The 21,258-nt window shown below is 60.4% G+C and carries 13 protein-coding genes and 4 pseudogenes; 6 read left to right on the top strand and 11 right to left on the bottom strand.

What is annotated here, in order from left to right; all coding sequences use genetic code 11:
* Positions 1-6: 6 nt before the first annotated feature.
* Positions 7-378: a hypothetical protein gene (locus NKI59_RS22755; protein WP_352707033.1), complete on the bottom strand. Its 372-nt coding sequence runs from the start codon at positions 376-378 to the stop codon at positions 7-9.
* Between the two features lie 126 nt (positions 379-504).
* Here NKI59_RS22755 and NKI59_RS22750 point away from each other — a divergent pair, with 126 nt between their 5' ends.
* The 4 genes from NKI59_RS22750 (at position 505) to NKI59_RS22735 (ending at position 7,168) form a co-directional block, all read left to right on the top strand.
* Complete coding sequence (locus tag NKI59_RS22750; RefSeq protein ID WP_352707031.1) at positions 505-1,674, top strand: phospholipase D-like domain-containing protein; 1,170 nt, start codon at positions 505-507, stop codon at positions 1,672-1,674.
* A 135-nt stretch (positions 1,675-1,809) separates the two neighbouring features.
* Positions 1,810-2,904: an endonuclease/exonuclease/phosphatase family protein gene (locus NKI59_RS22745; protein WP_352707029.1), complete on the top strand. Its 1,095-nt coding sequence runs from the start codon at positions 1,810-1,812 to the stop codon at positions 2,902-2,904.
* 453 nt (positions 2,905-3,357) lie between these two features.
* Positions 3,358-5,673 carry a phospholipase D-like domain-containing protein gene (locus tag NKI59_RS22740; RefSeq protein ID WP_352707026.1) on the top strand — a complete coding sequence of 772 codons (2,316 nt, stop codon included), beginning with the start codon at positions 3,358-3,360 and terminating at the stop codon, positions 5,671-5,673.
* A complete protein-coding gene (locus NKI59_RS22735) occupies positions 5,666-7,168 on the top strand; it encodes a septum formation inhibitor-activating ATPase (RefSeq protein WP_352707024.1) in 1,503 nt (500 codons plus the stop codon). The genes NKI59_RS22740 and NKI59_RS22735 overlap by 8 nt, the downstream gene beginning before the upstream one ends.
* Positions 7,169-7,244: 76 nt before the next feature.
* Here the strand turns inward: NKI59_RS22735 and NKI59_RS35150 are convergent.
* Together NKI59_RS35150 and NKI59_RS22725 are read right to left on the bottom strand one after the other, a co-directional pair.
* Positions 7,245-7,491 (bottom strand): annotated as a pseudogene (locus NKI59_RS35150) (Tn3 family transposase); the annotation flags it as partial.
* Between the two features lie 39 nt (positions 7,492-7,530).
* A pseudogene (locus NKI59_RS22725) lies at positions 7,531-7,746 on the bottom strand (transposase); the annotation flags it as partial.
* A 252-nt stretch (positions 7,747-7,998) separates the two neighbouring features.
* Between NKI59_RS22725 and NKI59_RS22720 the strand changes: the two are divergent.
* The gene (locus tag NKI59_RS22720; RefSeq protein WP_352707073.1) at positions 7,999-9,216 is read left to right on the top strand and encodes an IS110 family RNA-guided transposase; all 1,218 of its coding nucleotides are present in this window, start codon (positions 7,999-8,001) and stop codon (positions 9,214-9,216) included.
* Positions 9,217-9,530: 314 nt separating this feature from the next.
* On the opposite strand, the pseudogene NKI59_RS22715 reads toward NKI59_RS22720, so the two are convergent.
* The 8 genes and pseudogenes from NKI59_RS22715 to NKI59_RS22680 all read right to left on the bottom strand — a co-directional run.
* Positions 9,531-10,544 (bottom strand): annotated as a pseudogene (locus NKI59_RS22715) (IS256 family transposase); the annotation flags it as partial.
* 22 nt (positions 10,545-10,566) lie between these two features.
* Positions 10,567-10,692, bottom strand: a pseudogene (locus tag NKI59_RS22710) (Tn3 family transposase); the annotation flags it as partial.
* A 273-nt stretch (positions 10,693-10,965) separates the two neighbouring features.
* Positions 10,966-11,346, bottom strand: coding sequence for a hypothetical protein (locus NKI59_RS22705; protein ID WP_352707020.1), 381 nt, complete (start codon positions 11,344-11,346; stop codon positions 10,966-10,968).
* Positions 11,347-11,866: 520 nt separating this feature from the next.
* Positions 11,867-13,918: a patatin-like phospholipase domain-containing protein gene (locus tag NKI59_RS22700; protein ID WP_352707017.1), complete on the bottom strand. Its 2,052-nt coding sequence runs from the start codon at positions 13,916-13,918 to the stop codon at positions 11,867-11,869.
* 192 nt (positions 13,919-14,110) lie between these two features.
* Entirely contained in the window at positions 14,111-14,380 is a 270-nt protein-coding gene (locus tag NKI59_RS22695; protein ID WP_352707014.1) for a hypothetical protein, read from the bottom strand.
* A gap of 11 nt (positions 14,381-14,391) precedes the next feature.
* Positions 14,392-15,747 (bottom strand): hypothetical protein, encoded by a 1,356-nt coding sequence (locus NKI59_RS22690; RefSeq protein ID WP_352707012.1) that lies wholly within the window; start codon positions 15,745-15,747, stop codon positions 14,392-14,394.
* Positions 15,748-15,769: 22 nt separating this feature from the next.
* Positions 15,770-16,978, bottom strand: a complete 1,209-nt coding sequence (locus tag NKI59_RS22685) for a DegT/DnrJ/EryC1/StrS family aminotransferase (protein WP_352707009.1) — start codon at positions 16,976-16,978, stop codon at positions 15,770-15,772.
* A 230-nt stretch (positions 16,979-17,208) separates the two neighbouring features.
* Positions 17,209-18,846: a hypothetical protein gene (locus NKI59_RS22680; protein ID WP_352707007.1), complete on the bottom strand. Its 1,638-nt coding sequence runs from the start codon at positions 18,844-18,846 to the stop codon at positions 17,209-17,211.
* A gap of 336 nt (positions 18,847-19,182) precedes the next feature.
* On the opposite strand from NKI59_RS22680, the gene NKI59_RS22675 reads away from it, so the two are divergent.
* Positions 19,183-21,252, top strand: coding sequence for an N-acetylmuramoyl-L-alanine amidase (locus tag NKI59_RS22675; protein ID WP_352707004.1), 2,070 nt, complete (start codon positions 19,183-19,185; stop codon positions 21,250-21,252).
* Positions 21,253-21,258 lie beyond the last annotated feature (6 nt).

The following is a 21,258-nucleotide window of genomic DNA, read 5'->3' as shown; positions in this document are numbered from 1 at the left end:
ACACAGTCAAGCGGCGGTCTGAAAGTCAATGCCATCGCCGGGACCTACGTGGTGACGTTCGGTCTCGATCTCCCGCAGGACCAGTGCGACAACTTGATGGGATTTTCGTTCCATCGACGGGATCACAATGAGGATGAGGCCTACTTCCTCGAGGCGATGAAATGCTTCGCCGAGACCGATCCCGGGTTTCCTGCTGGCGCGCAGTACCCGACGAACGAACAACCGATCCAGAGCTTTCAATGGGCGGATTACTCCGCCAAACCTGGCTATCGCTACACCTATACGATTACGGCCCTCAAAGGATCGCCCACCGCTCTTGCGCCACACGCTGCCGTTGCGATCGAGGTCGAGACCGAGAGCCCCGAAGGCGGCGACCACGATGTTTACTTCAATCGCGGCGTTGCCGCCTCGCAGGCGTATGTCGCACGCTTCGGCAATCGTCTGCCCAAAGATGTCCAGAACAATCAGGGCTGGATCTGGCTATCGCGCGGCCTCTACGAGGCGATGGAAGCCTTCGTCAACGATGCCCAGCCGGGCACGCATTCCCTGCGCATCGCATCCTACGAATTCCACTACCTGCCCTTTCTCAAGGTCGTGAGGGCTGCCATCGAACGCGGCGTCGATGTGGAAGTGATCTATGACGGCCGCGAGGCAAAGCCCGGCGACGCGAACCGGGCGGCGGTGATCGAGGTCGACGCGGCCGGCGGCGCCTTGCTCGGCGACCACTGCAAGCAGCGCAAGTCGAATCCCTCCTACATCTCGCACAACAAATTCATCGTGAAACTCGAGAACGGACAACCCAAATCTGTCTGGACCGGCGGCACCAATTTCTCGGACGGCGGCATCTTCGGTCATTCCAACGTCGCTCACGTCGTCGAGGATCCCGACGTCGCGCAACTCTATCTCGACTATTGGAGCGCACTACACGACGATCCAACGAACGCCGACCTCGCGCCAGTGACCGAGGAGCTCACGCCGCTGCCTGCCATGCCGCCGCCGACGGGAACCAGTGTCGTGTTCAGCCCACGCTCGAATCTCGATGCGTTGCACTGGTACGCCGAACTCGCCATGACCGCCCAGGAAGGCCTCTTCATGACCTTCGCCTTCGGCATGCACGACCTGTTCAAGGATGTGTACCGCACGAGCCCGGCGCCATTTCGCCTCGCGTTGCTTGAGAAAGCAACGCGCCCGCTCAAGACGGGCAGCCCAGAACGCATCTCCGAGGAGCAAGCGATCCAGGACCTGCGCAACATGCCGGAAAACACCTTCGCGATCGGTTCGCTCATCGCGACCAACAAGATCGACGGATGGGTGAAGGAGACCCTGAGCGGTCTCAACAGTAACGTGAAATACGTGCACAACAAATTCATGATCATCGACCCGATGTCGGACAATCCCGTGGTCGTTGGCGGCTCCGCCAATTTCAGCGACGCGTCGACCAACCAAAACGACGAGAACATGATCATCGTCGTTGGCAACAAGCGGGTGGCCGACATCTATCTCGGCGAATTCATGCGTCTCTACAGTCACCATGCGTTTCGCGAGTCCCTGAAGTGGCGGGAGGCGGACGACCCACCCAAGCCGCTCCGGACAGATGATTGGTGGTCGGACTATTTCGGCGACACCGAGCGCTCCGCCCGTCGCCAGTTCTTCGCGCGCCAACTCTCGGAGTGACCATGACCGCCTGACAGCGACTACCACCGTTGCGGCATTCGTCCTCGCCGCGTCTCGGGGCGATGTTTTGTAGAACTGCCAAGCGACCAAACCATCTGGGCGAGCTACGTTTCCGCAAATTCCAAGGGGGTAATCATGAACAAAGTTCTGTCCGCTCTTCTAGTCGCGATCTCAACACTCGCCGTTCCCGCATCTGCTGCTGAGCTCAAACTCGGCAACTGGAACGTGCAGACGCTTCTCTATGCGGGCGACCCAGTAACGGTGTTCCCTGGCGACTACATACGGCAGCCGCAGGACTATGCCGACTTGAAGGCTTGGCGAGACAAAGTCGGAGCCTCGGTCTTTTTTCTCCAAGAGGTGAGCAGCCCCGCGGCGATCAATGAGGTGTTCCCGGTTAGCGATGGATGGGCTCATTGCATCAGCGGCCAGTTTGCCGCCAATGAAGGACTGGCGACACCGGGTCCGATATGCACCAGGGCAGGTGATACACCGGTAAAGCCCGCTGCGTCTGAACGTCACCAGTATACAGCGGTAGCCTGGAGGGTCGATGCCGGGATCACGGCGACGGCTGCTGACCTACCGCAGCTCAATGTCAAATCGGACGATGGCGGGATCATCCGGGACGTGCGCTGGGGTCTGGACGTTACAGTAACGGCAGGCGCGACGTCGGTGCGGGCGCTCGTGGTCCATATGAAGTCGGGGTGCTTCGACGACCTGATTGACTTCAGGCTGTTCATGGTTGACCCGTCAACCACCCCACCCACCAAGAACGCTTGCGACACGCTTGGTCGACAGATGTTCCCGCTGCGAGCTTGGGTCGAAGCGCGACAGAACGCCGGCGATGCCTGGATGGTGGTCGGCGACTTCAATCGGCGCCTCGATGCCGGCGCCGGCCGCTTCCAGGACGAGGTCTGGCAGGCCGTCTCTGGATACTCGCCGGCCGTTGATATGCATGACCGCGACAACCGTCCGGACATTGCGCTGTTCCGCGCGCCCTACAAGAAGGCGTCGCTCTGCTGGGCAGACACGTCCAACCCTTATCCGACCTCGCTTCCGACCGCCGACGACTACAACATGCTGCCGATAGAGTTCTTCGTGTTCGGGGCCAAGGTCCGTGATCTCGCCGTGGCCAACTCGGACGGGCAGGTTCCCTGGACACCTTCGGTTGCTGCAGACCATCAGCGGCTGTCGGACCATTGCCCGAGCACCCTTTCGATCACCGGCCAATGAGGTTCGTTGCCGTTGCCGCGCTGAGAGCAATGGCGATCCGAGCCTGGGAAGCCGGAAGGCGTAGGCTCGTCAAAGTCTGGGAAGAGCTCCCCAGTTGGGGTCGGATCACGGTCTTGTCCTCGGCCCTAGGCATGCGCGCGCGGCCGACGGATGGCGGCAGCGGTAAGCGGCTCAGCGTACGGGGCGAGTTGCGGACGGTTGATGCGGGAACGAATAGTGAGCGGCTGTCAAGGGGCTTGGCCGGAGAACCTGGGCGATCCCGCATCCCTGGCCAAGCTATATTTACTCGAACTAATGAAGTTTGGGACACACTGCTTCAGATGAGCTATTTCTCCGCGTAGCGCGTATTTTGCTGGCTCAGGCAAGCGCGCAAGGGGGGAATTGTTGGCCTTATCGCCGCTTGAGCTAATATCTGCCCATCCATGGGATCGTGCCGTCTTCACGACATACGCGTTGAGCCTGTCCTTCTTCGAGGCTGTGCTGCTCGACGCTCTCGTGCGCGGCGGTGGCCGGGAGGCGGTCATCCTTGCCGATGTCGAGGGAGTCAGGGCAGCGCTCAGCGAGCAAGGAGCACGGCGCGTGGGGCGGGACTACGAGCTCGAACCGATCTCGGTCGACACGGGCGTTTTCCATTCCAAGCTTTCCGCCTTGGTCGCCGACGACGAATGCCACCTGTTGGTTGGATCAGGGAACCTGACCTTCAACGGGTGGGGCGGGAACCTCGAGGTCGTCGAGCATCTGCATCCGGGCTTCGCGGCCGACGCGATCGATGACGCTGCGGGCTTCTTCGAATTGCTGACTCTCGCCGACAACATCCGCCACGGCGCCGCCCATCATTGCGAGCTTGTCGCCAACGATCTTCGGAAGTCGACGCTCGGACGGTCCCACAACGGGGACATCCGCCTCTTCCACAGCCTGGACGGGGCGATATCGGACAAAATCGCCGATGCCGTCGAGGTCCTTGGCGGAGCGACAAGGATGGTTGCGGCGGCACCGTTCTGGGATAGCGGGAAAGCGATCGGCCGCCTTTGTGAAACCGTCGGCCTTGATCATGTTTTCATTCATGCACACAGCGGCGGCACGGTCCAGGGAAAGATCGGTTCAAACTGGCCATCCGAGACCACCGTCGAAGTACGCGCGATCGAACTCGACGTGCTCAAGGAAGAAAAGCCACGCAAGCTCCACGCGAAGGCTTTCGAAATAATATGTAGACGCGGCCGGCTGCTTGTTTCCGGCAGCCCCAACGCCTCGACCGCCGCCTTGGGCGCGGGACGCAACGTCGAAGCCTGCATAGCCCGGATTCAACGGGATCGCATGGTTGGCTGGACATATGTTCCCTCGTCGCCGCCTCAGCTGATCAACGCGGGCGACGAGGCTGACGACGGAAGCGAACCGATCGGCATCCTGCGCGCGGTGCTCGAAGGCGACCACATCTCCGGCCAAGTGCTTTCGCCCGCAATGACGGGGGCGGCCTCGGTCTTCCAGATCACCACTGAAGGGCCTCGCAAGCTAGACGACGTCGACCTTGCAGCCGACGGTTCGTTCACCGCCAGCGCGCCAGACTTGGAGGTTCAGTCATGGAAGGGCCGACGGCTGGTGGTGCGCGTCGAAGCTGCCGATGGATCGGTCGCTGAAGGCTTCGTTTCGCTTGCCGCGTTCACGGAGATGACACGGGGTGCCGGACCGCTCGGACCACGCCTGCTGGCTATCCTGGCGGGGACTGAGACGCCTGCTGACGTTGCAGCCATGATGAGTTGGTTCCACGAGGACCCCCGCAGAATGACGCAGACCGCAATGCCGATCGGCGGCGGCGGCGCCGGAGTGCGCGCGTCGCCGGAGGATCAGACGGTCGCGGTTTCTGACCTGCGCCTCGTTCGCGCCTCGGTGCCGGGAACGGACCGGCCGAGTGCTGGCGGAGCTGGCTGGGTCCGCTTTATGGGATATGTCTTCGCCGCGCTGCGGGAGAAACGCGGGCCTCTGGAACAAGTCGGGGCAGTACGAAATGCCGACAGCGAAGACGAAGGCGACGCCATCACGGAAGAGGTCCAGGCCGTCGATCGGGCCGTGGACCATTCATTGGCCGTGTTCGAGCAGTTCCTCGACAAGATGCTTTCTCCTGGATTGGTCGAGCTTCATGCTTTCCAGGCATTGGACCTGACGCAGTACATCTGCGAACGGCTGCAGCCGGACCCGCAACGGGCAAAGGGGTGGCTCCAGCGGCTGCTCGACGGCTTGATCAGGATTGAAGTTCCCGATGACAGGCGCGAACTGGTTTCTGCAGTCGTCCTTACTCTCCTCGGGACGCGGATCGACGAGAACGACCTGCGCGCCGCCCGATCGAGGCTCGTTGGGATCGGAACTGATCTGCAAGGCGACTGCCCGTTGCCCGAACTCGCGCGCGGCTTTCATTCCGTGCTGAATCAGAATGCGACTTTCCCCGAGCTTTGGGACCGGGTGCGCGGAATCCGCACTTATCGGGAGCAGGCCAGATCCTACCTCGACGCTCTCGCGGCGGGACATCCCGCAGACGGATATGGGGAGCTCGCCCTCGCTGCAAAGGACGAGTTCGCCATCATGACCGACGCGTTCAAGTCCGAGCGGTCGAGAAAGAAGATCGAAGTCATGAAGCAATGGTCGGAGGCATGCCCGAAATGCCATCGCACGCTGCCGAAGATCGAGGTAGGCAAATTGCGCTCGACAGCGGTGGCGACAGCCAGGAACTGCTGCGGTCACGTCCTGATCTGGCCGGAGAAGGTTGAAAATGGCTGAAGCTTCCCTTGCCGAATTGGCATCGGCCGCCAGCGCAGCCGAAGGTCCCGTCTTCGTACCTCCGACCACCCCCAGACTGGGCGGCGTCGATCCTTTGGGGCTGCGCCAGACCAACTTCGACCTGATGGACCAGATTCTCCCGGGCCTGAACAATGTCGCCCGTCACATCCGGCCCTTCGTAATCGTCGCCTGGGCATGGCGCCGAGCGCGCTACCTCGCGGAGAAGGAGGATGCCGGAAAGATCAAGGTCGATCTTCTGATGGATTTCGTGGACCGCGTCGAAGTGATCTACGCGTGGTCCCAGTTCCTTCTGGACCCCAACGCGGATTTGCCTGGCCGTCAGGTTCTTGGGCCGCTCGTGCGTGAAACTCACTTCGAGTTCGGTGGTCCGGCATGGAAGAAGCGCCGGGATGAACGGCGCTATTCCACGGCATTCACGGCTGCCGTGAACTACGGCCCCGGGCTGAAGTCGCTCGGCTGGGTCGACAGGCACCCTGTCCATGCTGAAATACTGGTGCCAACGGCTGCTGCCGAGCGTGCGCTTGACGCGTTCGAGGCACTGATTGCGGACAGGCTCGATCATCCCGCCTTCAGTACTCTCGGCAGCGTGAGCGTCAGTTCGGACGAGGTTCTGGGCTGGGCCGCAGCATGGTCGTTCGGGACGGTCACCGACGCCGAGAAGGAAGCAGCCGCTGACATGCTGTTCGGGACGTTGGCACCCATGCACAGAAGACTGGGAGGCAGTCTCATGCTGGAAGCGGTCGCCAATGCTTCTACTGCTGACGTCGGGCTCGTCCGTAGTACGATGGCCGGAGCGCCTTCAGGCTTCACTCCGCCGACCGTTCTGGAAGAAACCGCGGCGAGATGGCGGAAACTCCAGGTCCGCCAACTGTTCCGCCTGACCTTGGAAACGCTCTTCAGCTGGATCCTGCGGCAGCTCGACGACGGGTCAAAGACCACCGAGGAGCTTGTCACAGCGTTTCTCGACGAAGCCGGAATCGCCCCTGAGCAGCGGACTGCGGGAACGTGGCTGGAAGCCGGTCACCTTTTCGAAGTCGGCCCGACCGACTTGATGGATCGCATGGCCGAGGTTCTGGCCGACGGTTCACGCGCCGGGTTCCCCGCCGCCATCGTCGACGGGTTGGCTTTCTCCATAGCCAACGCGCCGGACGCCGGAGAGCATTTCGACCGACGAGACCGACTGCCGCTGTTCCGTGCCAAGCATGAAGCGGCCGCCTGGGAGAGCGCTCCAGCGAGGGAGTTCGCTCGCCATGTGCTTGAAACTTGGGTGCTGGCTCAGTACGTGTATTGGTCAGTCGGACGGGGACTGGCGGATGCGCGGGCGCGCGGCAGGTTCATCCTCCGTCTGAAGGTCGTGATGGATGAGGGCGGCTGGACATTGGCGCCGGGAGTGTCAAGCGCCTTCACGCCCCGGCCGACCCCTGATAGGCTTCAGACGGCTCTCAGCTTGGCAACCGAATGCGGCCTGCTGTGAACCGATCATCTGACAACCCGGGGTCGGAACAAGAACTGTTCCCAGCGACACGCTAAGATCGGACAGAGCATGAACGTCATGCAGCGTGGCGTAGCCGAACCGGAAGTCTGAGCGACCGGAAGCCTTCGGGCATCTGATGTTCTGCATCCCAGGTGTAGATGCCTGTCTGATTGATGTGCTCCCAGCTCAGCGGCGAGATGTGCTTGAGCAGGAGATCCGGAATTTCGCGACGCATTTTGCGCAAGTGGGTGACGGCCCGTTCGATAGACAGTGTTCCAGTGGACGATCGCGCTGACGACAAGATTGAGGCCCGATGCGCGGAATGGGGACTGTCAGGAATTCTGTGCGCGAGGCCGGTCTCGTCATTGGCTGACGAACCTCTCGCCGAAGACAACGGCGAACTGGGTCTTGGCCTCGAACCATTCGCGCGGCGGTCGTTTCCATTCCTCAGCCGCATGGTTCAGGACCAGATATAGCAGTTTCATCGCCGCGTCGTCACTCGGGAAGTGTCCGCGGGTGCGGACGGCGCGGCGCAGCTTGGAGTTCAACGCCTCAATTGCATTCGTAACCGGTATGATCATGACGGTGCCATCCGATCCCCGCTGGAGATGAGCGATTTTCGGCGTATGGTGCGACCATCCGGGACAGGGGCACCGGGAGCACGCCAAGTGCGGGCAGGCCGATGTATTCGATGAGCTGCGAGCTCGCGTTAGTAGCTGGCCGCCCCTGCGACCTGCCCGGTTGCGCCGAGAGCGCGGATCCGTAGGTGTCGCGTCGCCCGCCGGCTCCCGATTGTTGAGGAGAGGGAGCCGATGAGACGTGTGATTGGAATGGACATCCACCGCACCTTTGCGGAGGTGGTGGTTTGGGAAGACGGCCGGCTGCGCCATCACGGACGGGTCGACATGACCCGCTCGGGACTGGAAGGGTTCGGCCGCAGTTTGCGACGGACTGATGAGGTTGTCGTCGAGGCTACGGGCAACGCCATGGCGGTGGTGCGGGTTCTGTCGCCCTATGTCGGCCGGGTGATTGTCGCCAACCCGATGCAGGTGAAGGCGATCGCTCATGCCAGGATCAAGACCGACAAGATCGATGCCGGCGTTCTGGCGCAGCTCCATGCCAGCGGCTTTCTGCCGGAGGTCTGGGTACCTGACGAGCGGACCGAGCGGCTTCGCCGCCTCGTCGCGCGGCGCAACCAGGTAGTTCGGCATCGCACGCGCGTGAAGAACGAGGTGCATGGCATCCTGCAGGCGCACCTAGTGCCGAAGTGCCCGCATGCCGATCTGTTCAACAATCGCGGTCGCGCCTGGCTCGAGCGGCAGGTGCTTCCCGACGACGAGCGGGCCGCCATCGCTCGCCACATCCGCGAGATTGACCGCCTGGCCGAGGATCTGGCCGACCTCGATCGCGACATCGCCCGGGAAGCGATTGATGATGTGCAAGTCCGGCGGCTTCAGACGATCACCGGCGTCAATGCCATCGTCGCGAGCGGTATCATCGCCGCCGTCGGCGATATCCGGCGGTTTCGCGAACCGCAGAAGCTGGTGAGCTACTTCGGCCTCAATCCGCGTGTGCGCCAATCCGGTCTTGGCTTGGCGCAATATGGCCGGATCAGCAAACATGGTCGTTCCCATGCCCGCGCCATGCTGGTCGAGGCCGCCTGGGCGACGGCGAGGGCGCCCGGACCGCTCAGGGCCTTCTTCCTACGCATCCGTAACAAGCGCGGCCATCAGGTCGCAGCCGTGGCACTCGCCCGCAAGCTCGCCGTGTTGATCTGGCATCTGCTGACAAAGGAGCAGGACTACTTCTGGGCTCGCCCGGCGCTGGTGGCGGCAAAGCAGAGGCAGCTCGCTCTCAAGGCCGGCGCGCCGGGCGAGCGCGGTGTCGGTCGCCGCGGTTCGGCTTACGCCTACAACGTGAAGGAGTTGCGAAACAGCGAGAAAGCCGCGGCCGAGAATGCCGAACGTGCCTACGAGCTAATGGTTCGGCATTGGCGGTCACGAGGGCCGAAGCGGCGCACGGACGCCACAAACGAGGAACGACTATAACGGCTGCGTGGCGGCACTCTCATCCTCTCGCACCACTCTTTGCCACGTGGTCGTCCGTGCCGGACAAATATAGCACAAGGAAATGTGGCGGCACGACCGACGCCCTCGGTCCGCTCCAGAATGGCGCCGTGCTCGACGCCGTCAAGGCGTGGCCTGGAAACCTCGCAGCCGGCCGTGGCGCCATCGCACCGGCCAGCCTTGACTGCGTCTCGACACGCTCGCGTGGGAAATCCTGTGGGCCGGGACGAAGAAACAGGCTCACCTGAGCCGAACAAAGAAACGCAACAGGAATCGAAAAAGTCGAAATCAGGGTTGTCGATGTCATCCGTCGTGTAGATGATCCGGCGCACGCTTTCTGGGAAGGCGAAGAACGGCACGACGTGCTGCCAGTTGCGCCGCCAGCTCTGAGTGATCGCGGGATATCGCTGGCCCCAGTAGCCGGCCTCGAATTCCTCCAGGGCCTTCATGCCGGCTTCGGCGTCCTTGGCCCGGTAGATCGCACGCAGCGCCGGCACGACGGGCTTGCGATCCTTCCACGACACGAACTCCAGGGAATGGCGGATCAGGTGCACGATGCAGGTTTGAACCACGGTTTGGGGGAAGACGGCGTTGATCGCCTCGGGAAAGCCCTTTAGGCCATCGACGACGGCGATCAAGACGTCGGCGACGCCACGACTCTTCAACTCGTTCATGACGCGCAGCCAGAACTTGGCGCCCTCGGTCTGCTCGATCCAGATGCCGAGGATCTCCTTCGTGCCATCCGGCAGGATGCCGAGCGCGATGTAGACGGCCTTGTTCCTGACGAAGCCCTCGTCCCTGATCTTGACCCGGATGGCATCGAAGAAGACGAGCGGATAGACCACATCCAGCGGGCGATTCTGCCACTCTGCCACTTCCTCCAGGACAGCGTCGGTGACGGCCGAGATCAGGTCCGGCGACACGTCTATGCCGTAGAGCTCCTCCAGGTGGCCGCGGATCTCGCGCACCGTCATGCCGCGCGCATACATGGAGATGATCTTCTCGTCGAAGTCTGGGAAGCGGCGCTGATATTTGGCGATCAGCTTCGGATCGAAGGTTCCGGCACGGTCGCGCGGGATCGTCAGCGTCATCTTCGATGTGCCCGTCAGCACCGATTTCCGCGAATGGCCATTGCGGCGATTGGCGTTGCCGTCGGCCTGCTCCTCATCGAGGTGCTCGTCCAGTTCGGCGTTCAGAATCCGCTCCGAAAGCGCCTTCTTCAGATCGTCGAGCAGCCCGTCTCTGGCGAAAACCTCATTCGGATCGCGACCCGCAAGCAGTTGGTCCAGAAGTTCCTTCTCAATAGCCATGTGATGATTCTCTCCTTTCCATCATCATGGCCTCGCGCACAGAATTCCTGACAGTCCCGCGGAATGCCTGACTTTCGAACGACCGGTCGCGGAGTTCGCCACGCTCGTGGAAGAAGACGGCGCGCTTCAGCTTATGCGCCGCCTCACCGGAACCCTATCAACGACCGACCGCTGCATGACTATCATGCCGAAGTCGACTACGCCTTCGGGGGCAAGCCTGCGTTCGGTAGCAACAGTTGCGGTTCTTCCGCGCCAAACGACGATGCCGGGACAACGTCACTTGCACTCACTTACGACAACGGCACAGATAAGGACAGCAATGAGACCCGTGAGCAGCTAAAGATGGCTCTTACCTACCAACACTAGCCTGGATGTCGCCTGCGGATGGACAGGAGCGAGGTCCGAGGGTCCCCCCGCCTGTTCATTCGATCAGCCTCGACTGCAGGATAACAGCCAAGAACACCCGGTAGTAGCCTGCTATGAGTTTCCACTTGTCAAGCCGATTGACGGTGCGGCGGGCATTCTTGGCGTCATCCCCACCGTTACGCGGCAAGTAGTGGCCGATGCCCTTGCCCCTGTGTGGCGGTTTGCTGCCATTCCAACGTCCATCGATCAGACCGAGGATCAGAATGCGTGCGCTGATGTTCGGATTGAGCATCATGTCCGGATTCGCGACACGCAGCGCTACAGGGAGCCAGCCTCTGCCGTCGAGTTCCTTCTCGGCTTGCATCACACCTTCCGGCTTCGGCGTGCGCTCGACTGCGTTCGCCGCATCTTCCGAGCACCCGGCCTCACGCATCACGCCGAGATGTCTGCCTTCGACAGCCGCGACAGGAAGGCAGCCTCCGGCGTCCACCACAGGCGCATGTCCAGTCCCATCGCCACGGCCATCCGGTCGGCATGGGTGACCCGTTCAGGCCAGCTTCATCGACCTCGTCACCCTTGCGGATCAGAACGCAGAAGGCGTCAATGTCCTCCACGGTAAGCACCTGTGGATTCTTCACGCTGACTTCGGGTAATCGGGTAATGGCTGTCGTGTCACTGCTTTCTAACTGATGCTGGTTGATGGAAGAGAGACGCTGCCCGCGCGGAATGGCCGACGGTCGTGGAGCCCGACCGGCGCAGGCCGAGCCTGACGTCTATAGTCTATAGTTGGGCCTGATTTTCTCTTCGCAATGTATGGCCACTGCCAAGGCTGGAGCCGCGTCGAAACGGGAAACCTCCTGCAGGAGTTTGTATTCTCGAGCGTCGAGATGGCGAAGCATCCCGGCTATCCAAGTACCAGTTGCATTGACGCACGGCAATCGTAAGACCCTGCAAGACTAACTGGCGGCGTTGTCGTTAGGATCAGGCGGAAACCGCTCTGGTAGGTCGGCACATTCGGCGCGCGGATCATTGTCGGCCATTGGTCTGAGCCTTATCCGCATCTTCGGTCGGGGCGCTGCGCCAGCGGGCGTTTTCGAACCTCCCTCGTGGTATGTCCGGGGTCGGTCGAACGTATGGTCTGGGTTGGCTCGGGTCTCTTCGGCCATCGCCTGTGAGAGCTTCTCCAACTCGTCCGTGTAGTTGCGATAGAAGTCGCGGGCTGCCGCAGGAGCGGGATAGCCCAGCTTCTCTTCAGCACTCCCCTGGATCATCTGGTCGAGCAGTGACTCACCGCGATCGGCAGCGGCCTTGTCGGATCTTCGCCTCGATGTGGCGAAGCGCCGGGAAATGTCTTCAAATGCCGCCATGACATTGCGGAACCGAACCCACCGGTGGTTGGCAAAAAACTGAACATTTTCTTCGCCGCTCTCAGGATCGCGCTTTGCTTCCGGATCAAAACGCGCGGCAATCAGAAGTCCTGCGGCACGGCCTCTCAGATCCAGGTCGCTCAAGACCTTGGCGTCCATATCAAGATTCAGGCCGCCCTCGTCTTCGCGCAAGGCAATATTCACAATGCGATCGCGTATCCCTGGCGCCATAAGCATCTGGTTGTCGCTCCATTCAGGACGGCTCTTCGCCGAACGCCGTTCATCGCGCGGCTGCGCGATTGCCTTGCCGGCCGGATGCTCATGGGATTGGTCTTCCTGCGATCCATCGGCCGCGACGGTCGGCGCTCCGACACCATAGTCGATGAGATTCAGACAAAAGGTTGGCCTTGAGGGAATGGGGCTATCGAAGAAATGGATCGGGAAGTTCGACGTCAGTCCGCCGTCGGAAAACCAGATCGCACGCAGCGGAATTTTTCCATCGGCTGCTTTCCCCTTTTCAAAATCTGGGGTGAGTAGAGGAACAGCGGACAAGAGGATAGGGAAGCTCAGGGACAATCTGGCAGCGAAGACGAGCGGCAGGTCCTGCGGAAGCGGAAGCCTTATCCAGCCTTCCCGTTGCTCATTCCGCTCTTCATAGGCGCCCGCCTTGGCTTCCATCCATTCCACGATTTTGGTCGGAAAGTATCGGCGCAAGGTGGCGATATCCAGATAGATGGGTGACGGTGATTCAAGGAACGGCAGCTGGACAGTGCGATTGCGGCTGATGTCGCTGGCGATCATCGCAAGCTCGATGGAGCGCGGTGCCGTCGGGTCAATCCCGCCCGCCTTTGCTCCGGTCGCGGGCGGGGCGTTCCACAAGTCCCCGAATGTCAGCGGCGCCTCGTCCACGCTTCGCCCCGCTGCAGACTGCACGATGCGGTGCATCCACGGCGTAAGGCCTTCGAATGCGGCGATGGCTGGACCGCTCGCGAATGACGGTGCGGATCTACCCGTGCATATTCCATAGCCATTGGCGCGCCACAGCGGCAGCCAGCTTCGTGTCAAGACAATGGTGAGCATTGCCAGCCAGACGACTAGCAAAAGACACAGACCAGCAACCACGCTGATCAGAGTGAGAATGACCTGACCGCGCACGAGTGCCTCAATGACCAACGCGAGGCCTGCCAGTGTCGCAACAGTTACCCCGACCGTGAGCGGCCAGGCAGATAAGGAGGCCGTGAGTATGCCTGTGATCTTTCCTCTGAAATTGCGGGCGCTCATCAACGGCGTGACCAAGGCGAGCAATGGTTTTGTCGACGCCTCGGGTGTGAACAAATGAAAAAGCCGCGAATGCCCGTCCGGCGCGACGTCACCGAGACTTTTTGGCATCGCCGCGATCTCGTCAAATGCCCTCGAATTACTTCCGGTCCGTCGTCCGTACTCCGCGGCAGCGGTAACCGCCGCGGCAATTGCACCAACGGAGGTGCCCCCGATCGACCGGAATGAGTATCTGCGGGCGATCATCGCCACCGCACCTGGGTAGATAACGCCGCTGGTCACACCGCCGGCCATGACAATGTCGCATGGCAGCAATGGAGCCGACACGGGGTTCTGATCCTGCTGCCCTTCTTGTTCCCCCACCGGACCTCTCTCCTCCCCAGGCGACTAATGGCAATCCCAAGCGGTACCGAAGACGGCATCGACAACGTCACGGCAAATCGTCGACGAGCGCAGGGCTAACCGCGACGCTCCGACCAAACCTGCCGCAGGAAATCTCCTAACCTGCAATCTGCAAGGCCCCGCCCGCACCGGTCCGCATATTTGTCTCAGGCCTCACCAAACGCCGCTGGCGAAACCCGCCATCGCCAAATAAGCGATCGAAGCAATGACTGCCACCAACGAAGGGCTGGCCTTTGAAAGCGCTTCGACAAGATCTTTGAGCACAACAAAGAAGCTTGTCACGTTAGGGATTGCGTCAGCTGTCTGGGCAGCACCATTGGCAGATTTGAATTGTGCGATGACCTGGGCTGCGGCCGTGACCAAATACAATACAAATGAGGCGATTGAGAGCCACAGCGCCCACTCAGCGATCGTATCTTTCATGATTAGACTCCCTAGCGAGCGAAAATCTTGACGGATGGTTCAGGCGTGGCAGCCGGCGGGGCCTCGAAAGGATCAGTCGGAAAGGCAAATTTTGGAACATCAGTCGTAAGATCAACCATGCTAGGGTACTTTGCCCGCACCCAAACGCGGAACTTCTCGATGCCCTTTGCCACCTGCAGCGAGTAATCGAGGGGCTGCGTGCCCTGGACCGAGGACGCAGTCCCAAGGTTCATAAAATAGCGCCCGAGGGCTTCGTCGTCGGACGTGTTGCTCGGGGGAGCCGGTAGAAGCATTTGAGCGTTTCGCTCGGCAAGACTTCCTTTCGGGACTGCTCGCCCCCAATCGAGCGCCTGCCCGTGGCAGGCGATGCAAGATGATCTCGGATTGTCCACCGGCCCATTTAGCCGACCGAACAGGCCCAGATTGTGCCGTGGCAAAGGAAAAAACTTCTCAGCCACAGCAGCATTGACCCATGACTCTGCCACGGCCTTGCCCTGCTGCTCATATTGAAATGCCGTCAGCGTGGGATCATTGCCCCATGTCAGACCGACGGGTACTAGCCGCTCAAAGGGCGTGTTGCCGGGAGTGCCGGCGTCATACATGAACGTACCGAAAAACCAACCGGCACCTCCCGGAATGCGGCTGTCCTTTACCGCAACGTCGACTTGAAGCAGCCGCAGCGTGGCCACTTCGCCCGCATCGCCTATTGCTGCATCCCACTCCAAAGAGCCAGCGAGATAGGGCACTTCGGAAGGTGTCGCCTGAGTGAAGAGCACCTTGATCGCATAGCTGCCATCGGGAAACGCAAAACTCTTTGTTTTCGGGAAAGCGGGATCCTGCCAGACCTCAGCCAGCCTGCGGCATGCAGCCGAATTGTATAGGCCTATGGCCCAGTTTTGCCGCCACTCCCCTTGCAACGCATGAAGCTCGTGCGAACGTGAGCGACGCTCTGCGGTCATGCCTCGCAGACGCTCGCGCACGTCCTGAAACCATGGGGCGTGACACCAGGCGTTGGATGGATCATCCTCGATGCGCCAGTCGATATTCTGATTGTCCTTGATACCGTAATCCAGCAGTGCCTTCACATAAGCAGAGGGATCCTTGAGCGGATCGATGGCCTGCCAGGGATATTTCTGCTGCGGCTGCTGTGACAGAGACGGAAGCTTGACGACAAATTCTCGCTTCTTTGCGCCCCCTTGCAAGGGCCTCGTGCTCGAGCATTCGATCTTGATGCTTGCGGCCTTGCTGAATGGGGTTCCTTCCGGCACGGCGCAAGGTTGACTGTCGGCGAGCTGAGCAGGACTGGCGGACAGGAAGACCGCGAGAAACATGCTCACAAGAGAAATGAAGAGTGCACGGTTTGCCATCACTGCCGTCCCCCAGATCAACTCAACGATTATTCTTCGCCACGAGGTCAATCGCGGCAATGTAATCATCGATGTCGCTGTCCGCGAAACCCTCATGCAATTCAAGCGATATTCCGGTCGCTACGGCTTCCTCGGCTCCCGGTAAGGACACTGATTTATAGTCATACTGGCGCCCCGACACGACTTCTGCTGGCCACACCCCCGGGAAGAATGACTTTTGCAGAAAGTAATAGCTCCGATAGATCGGCTCGCGCACATATGCCGCCCTGGCGGGGATTCCCTCTTTCGCGAGGGCTCTCAAAAACTGGTCGCGGGTGCAGGTGATGATCCGCGGGTCGATCCGCAAAAGATAGAAGAAGTAGCTGCACTCGGCATCAGCCGGTTTTCTCTGCGGAATCACACCGCGGATTTTGGATAACTCGCGGTCCAGGCGATCACCCAACTCTCGGCGCCTGCGAACAATGCCGTCCAGTTTCGGAAGCTGAGTCGCTGCCATCGCACCGTCGAGCTCGCTCATGCGGTAGTTCGGTGCGAGCGCCTGCAGCCGGATATTCCTGCCGTAGCGATCATAAAATTTGTCGGCGTAGTTATGACAGAGATAGTAGTCATGGTCGGTGCCGGTTAACACGAAACCGCCCTCACCAGACGTGATGTGTTTTTGATCATTCAGACTGAAGCATCCGAAATGTCCAAATAGCCCGACGGATTTACTCTTGTAGGTCGCGCCCAACGCCTGAGCGCAGTCCTCTATGAGGGCCAACCCCCTGCGTGCGCATATCGCTGCGATGTCGTCGATTTCCATGGGACAACCCGTCAAATGGACGGCGACTACGCCGCGTGTCCGATCAGTAATCGCAGCGGTGATATGCTCCGGTCGAGGCATGGCAGTGTTGGGATCGACATCCGCGAACACCGGGATGAGGTTCTGGTACAGGATGGCGTTGATCGTGCCTATATCGGTGATCGGTGTGGTGATCACCTCAGAACCAGGCGGCATTCTGGAAGCTGCGACGGCCACATGGAGACTGGCGGTTCCCGACGAGGTGGCGACGGCACTATGGGCACCGAACCTCTTCGCATAAGCTTCCATCGCAGTCGCGACGATCGACGTTTCATTTGCTTTCGGCCAGTACCAAAGGCTGTTCTTGTCAAGCGCTGCTGTCAGCGCAGCCAGTTCTTCGGCACCAAAGCGATCCGGACGCGGCGGCAGTTCCTTTGTTCTCACAGGCACGGAGATTTCTCCTAGTTGAACGTGATTGAACCACTCATTGGATAGAGCGGTCTCAAGAAAAAAGACAGTGGGGTGGGCGTCGCCTGTTCTGGTGATTTGGCGAATTCACGATGATTTCACGGAGCATCGGAGGAGGCACTATTGAGCGCGGTATTTAGTGTAGCGGGCTGCTGCCTCAGGGCGTTATGTGACAGGGACAGTACTTTCCTGACAAGCGCGTTGGGCAACCACTAGAACTCCAGCAGATCGCCCACCCGAACAGTGGCCTTCTTCTCTATCGCCCCCATGAGGGGCAGTCGCCGAAGCGTGTTCACTGGATACGTCGGATCAAGGAGGGCTGCCGGCGTAAAGCCCGGTTCCTGCTGCCGCAGGGCGTTCACCGACTTCCTCAGCTGCGGCGTCTCCTCGTTGCGAAGATTCAATGCAACCTCATAGCGCCGCGTTGAGACAAAATCCGGACGGAACCGAAGCGCCGTTTTCGCGTGCAAAAGCGCCTGGTCGTAGTCAGCCAGGGCAGCAGCGGCCATGCAGGCAAAATGCTCGAAATAAAACTGAAAAGGGCTGTGTTTGGTGAGCTCCAACGAGCGCCGGGCTGTCTGGTAGCCTTCTTCGACCATACCATTGGTGGTCAAAGCGTTGGAGAGCAGCGCCCACCCTAGAGGATCCGTCGGGTCACGTTCGACACCGCCCTGAGCCATCAGCAGAGAGGCACGCAGATTGCCTTGATGAACATATTCAATCTGGGAACTGATCGTCTGAACGGAAGCATCATCCGGGGAGTGGCGTAGCGCCTCCACCGCAAGTTCGGTGATCGGCGCGGCGTTGTCCAAAAATGACATCGAGCGGTGCTGAAAAAATGCGGCGTTGCGCAGGAAGGCACGCCACACCAAGTACCGGCCGCGCGGCTCGATCTCAAACGCACGCCTGAACAGGCGATCGGCATCGATCAAGCTTCCCTTATCCAGGCGGAAGAACAAACTTCTCGCCTGACGCGCCAGGACGAATGCGCAAGCATCCGCTCCATCAATCGATGCGGCCTCGGCGAAAGCATTGCAAACGTGCTCGACTGTGTTCAACGCAAGCCTGTCGAGATCGACAGAGTCATGCATCGCGCCAATAGCGCCGGGCACGCTCGCATTTTCAGACCACAGCTTTCGTCCGTTGTGAATCTCGCAAGAGAGGAAAACCCCGTCACTGAGCGCAACGGAAAGCACGCGGATCAAGAGCATCGCCTGCGGCTGCCCCCCTGGTGTGCTTACATCATCAACGTCATCAGCGCCGCTCGCAGTCATGATCTCCAGATTATCGATCTGCCGCAGCGCGCTCAGAATCCGGTTCTGCAGCAATCGTGCGCCAACATCAGCCGCCGGGGCTCCTCGCGCATCGCTTCGCAGCAATACTATGCACCTGCGCCTTGGCGCGGTTCTTCTTTGACTAACCCATCTCTGGAGAACCTGGCTGCGTATATCACGGATGGCCTGCTCGAATTCGCGGTCGTGTATGTCTACGTCTTCGAAAGCTTTGACCGCGCCTCCGATCTGGCTTTCCGCAGGAGCCTCGTACACAACAGTGAAGCCCGCCTGATTCAAAGTTACCGCATGCCTTGAGGCGACCAGCAACTGCCTGTGCGGACCAAGCGCTCTGCGTATTTCGGTGAGAGCTGCCCGCAAGCTGCCTGACGCTTGCTCGGGTGCGCGGTCGCTCCAAAGTCGCTCCTGCAGCCAGGTCCGCGTGCGCGTGTGACCGGGTGCGACGGCTAAAAACACAATCACTCCCCTCGCCTTGCTGCCGAGCGGCGCAAAATCATGACCCTCCGTATCGGTGAGGGTTAGCCTGCCAAGAACATTCAGCTTTAGCATGTCGCCCATGAAAGTAACTTGTGTCCTATTACATTAGCGTAGTTTCATGTGCCTCGCTATCCACCGGGAGGAGTAAACTTTCCAGTCGCGCTGGCGGCGCTCGTGGAGAACCAAAATCCACTCTGTTGAAGGAGCGTAATCTTTTCGGCGAGCATTTCTTGGACGGTCAATGCGAACAAAGCACAATGGCAAGTGCTCGTTCCTTAGGTAGCCCAGTTGATTTCACGGTGTTTTCACGGTCGGGATTTTTTTCCTGATCTAGGATCATAGGCATCTTGTTGGAGCCATCTGCAAACCGCAGGCGAAGAGCTCCGGCGATCAAGATGCTTGTCAAAGGAGGATGCTGTGGATACTCGAGCACCGAAAACAGAAGTCAGGTCAAATCCCCGCGCACGCAGGGCAGACGGCGCCGCATCTGCCAATCCACTCGGCATCATTGTTGACTTGTTGCCGCCAGGATTTCCGACGCGACCAGGAACGCGGATCCGGCCGACCACCCTGACCATTCACAACACAGACAATCCTGGCCCCGGCGCCGATGCTGCGGCACATAACCGCTACATTCGTAGCCCCGACGCGGTTGCCCGCCGGGTGTCATGGCATTTCACCGTGGACGACAAGGACGTCTACCAGCATCTTCCCGTGAACGAGAGTGGCTGGCACGCGCATGCCGCCGCCAATGCATCCAGCATTGGCATCGAGATCTGCATGCATCGAGGCATGGATGAAATGTCCGCGTACGATCGCGCGGCGCGGCTTTGCGTTTTCCTGGCCATGCAACTCGGCATCACCGTACCCGATGGCCTACGTCAGCATCATGATTGGACAGGCAAGAACTGCCCCAGCGTCCTACGTGGGCGACCCCACGGCTGGCAGGCATTTCTCGAGCGTGTCGGCTTCTATGCCAAGCGAGGCCGAGCCATGGCTGAAGTCCGCTTCACGGCTGCGCCGAAGTCGGCGCCCGCGACCAGAACGATGGAGATTGATGGCGCCGACTCAATCCTCGCATCCATCGCACAGCATTTCTCAGCCCATGCCGATGCAGGGCCAACAGCGATGCAAGCGCGGCCGATACCAAGCGCAGACCCGATCGCTTTCGCTGCATCGACCGCAACCACCGCCTATTGGCCTGTCGTGACCCGCCATCCTCGCGCCTTGGAAGTCAACACGCTTCTTGTCGGCGGAGGCGCTTCCGGTGCCAATGCCTCTCGACGCTTCCTTGCTTATCGAAACGGCGGCACACGTTTTCACTGCGCGATCGATCTTTATTGCTCGGAAGGGGACCCGGTCGTTGCGTTGGAAGACGGCCGGATCGTCAACTTCTATCACTTCTACCAGAACACCTACGCCCTCCTGATCCAGCACGATGGGTACGTGGTGAACTATGGTGAAGTCGCGCCCAACTCTCTCGCATCGCTTGGCCTTCGCGTCGGCGATCGGGTCAGTGCCGGCCAGAGGATCGGCACTGTCGGCCGACTGAACATGCTGCATTTTGAAACCTATGCGAGCGGCACGACCAGGAATTACTCCTGGCCCAAGGCCAACCCCCGCCCGAGCCGGCTGCGAAATCCCAGTCAGCTTCTCCTTGACGTTGCTGCGTCCGCCATACGTCTCGACGCAGATCAGGTCGTGACCCCCCTGAAGTTTTCACCATCAAGCGGCGTCCAGACAGTCAGCGTTCCTCCAATTGATTTCGCGCCGACGGCGATACCGCCAATGGATGAGAAAGGTTGGCATTCGTTCGGCATAGGAACGAGGGAGTGGCGATACGACGAGCGCGGCCTTGCCACCCGCGAAAACGGCACGGTCAAGCAGCAACGCTGGGAGGAGAGCCTCGATACGATGCGCAAGATCATGGAACATATGGGTTCCGAACTGCTTGTCGCGAGCGACAAGCACGGAATTCCACCCGCGCTCCTTCTGATGACGGTCGCCACGGAGACCCACATCTACAAGGCGCACAAATTCACCGGCCCGAAGACGTTCCGGTGGGAAGCGCATGTGAAGAATGGTGACGTCAATCCACCGACTCTTGGCGACTACTCGGCAGGTCCGATGCAATCGCTGGGCACGACGGCGCGCTGGGTCATTCGTTCGAAGGGATCGCAGTTCGGGCTGGACTACGACCCGTTTGCGGTTGCGCCAGTTTATCCGGCCAAGCCCGAGCCCAGGCCAGCTGATCATCCGTTGTATGAGTTCGCAACCAACCTTGATCTTGGTGCCGCAGAGATCCGCATGCGGCTCGGCGCGAGCGGCTTCGATCCAATCTTCGTAGCCGCAGCGTTCAACGCGGGCGGACTGTACAACAGCGCTCACAGCCGATGGGGTTTGCGCGCCTACGACGATCATCTCGATCGGGCGGCCAAATGGTATGGCGACGCCTGCGCATATTTGATTGAAAGCGGCATCGTCTAGCCGACG

This window comes from Mesorhizobium sp. M0598 (assembly GCF_040320865.1).
In the GTDB taxonomy this organism is placed as follows: domain Bacteria; phylum Pseudomonadota; class Alphaproteobacteria; order Rhizobiales; family Rhizobiaceae; genus Mesorhizobium.
Note: the sequence above shows the minus strand (reverse complement) of the source record. Positions and strands in the feature narration are given on the sequence as shown.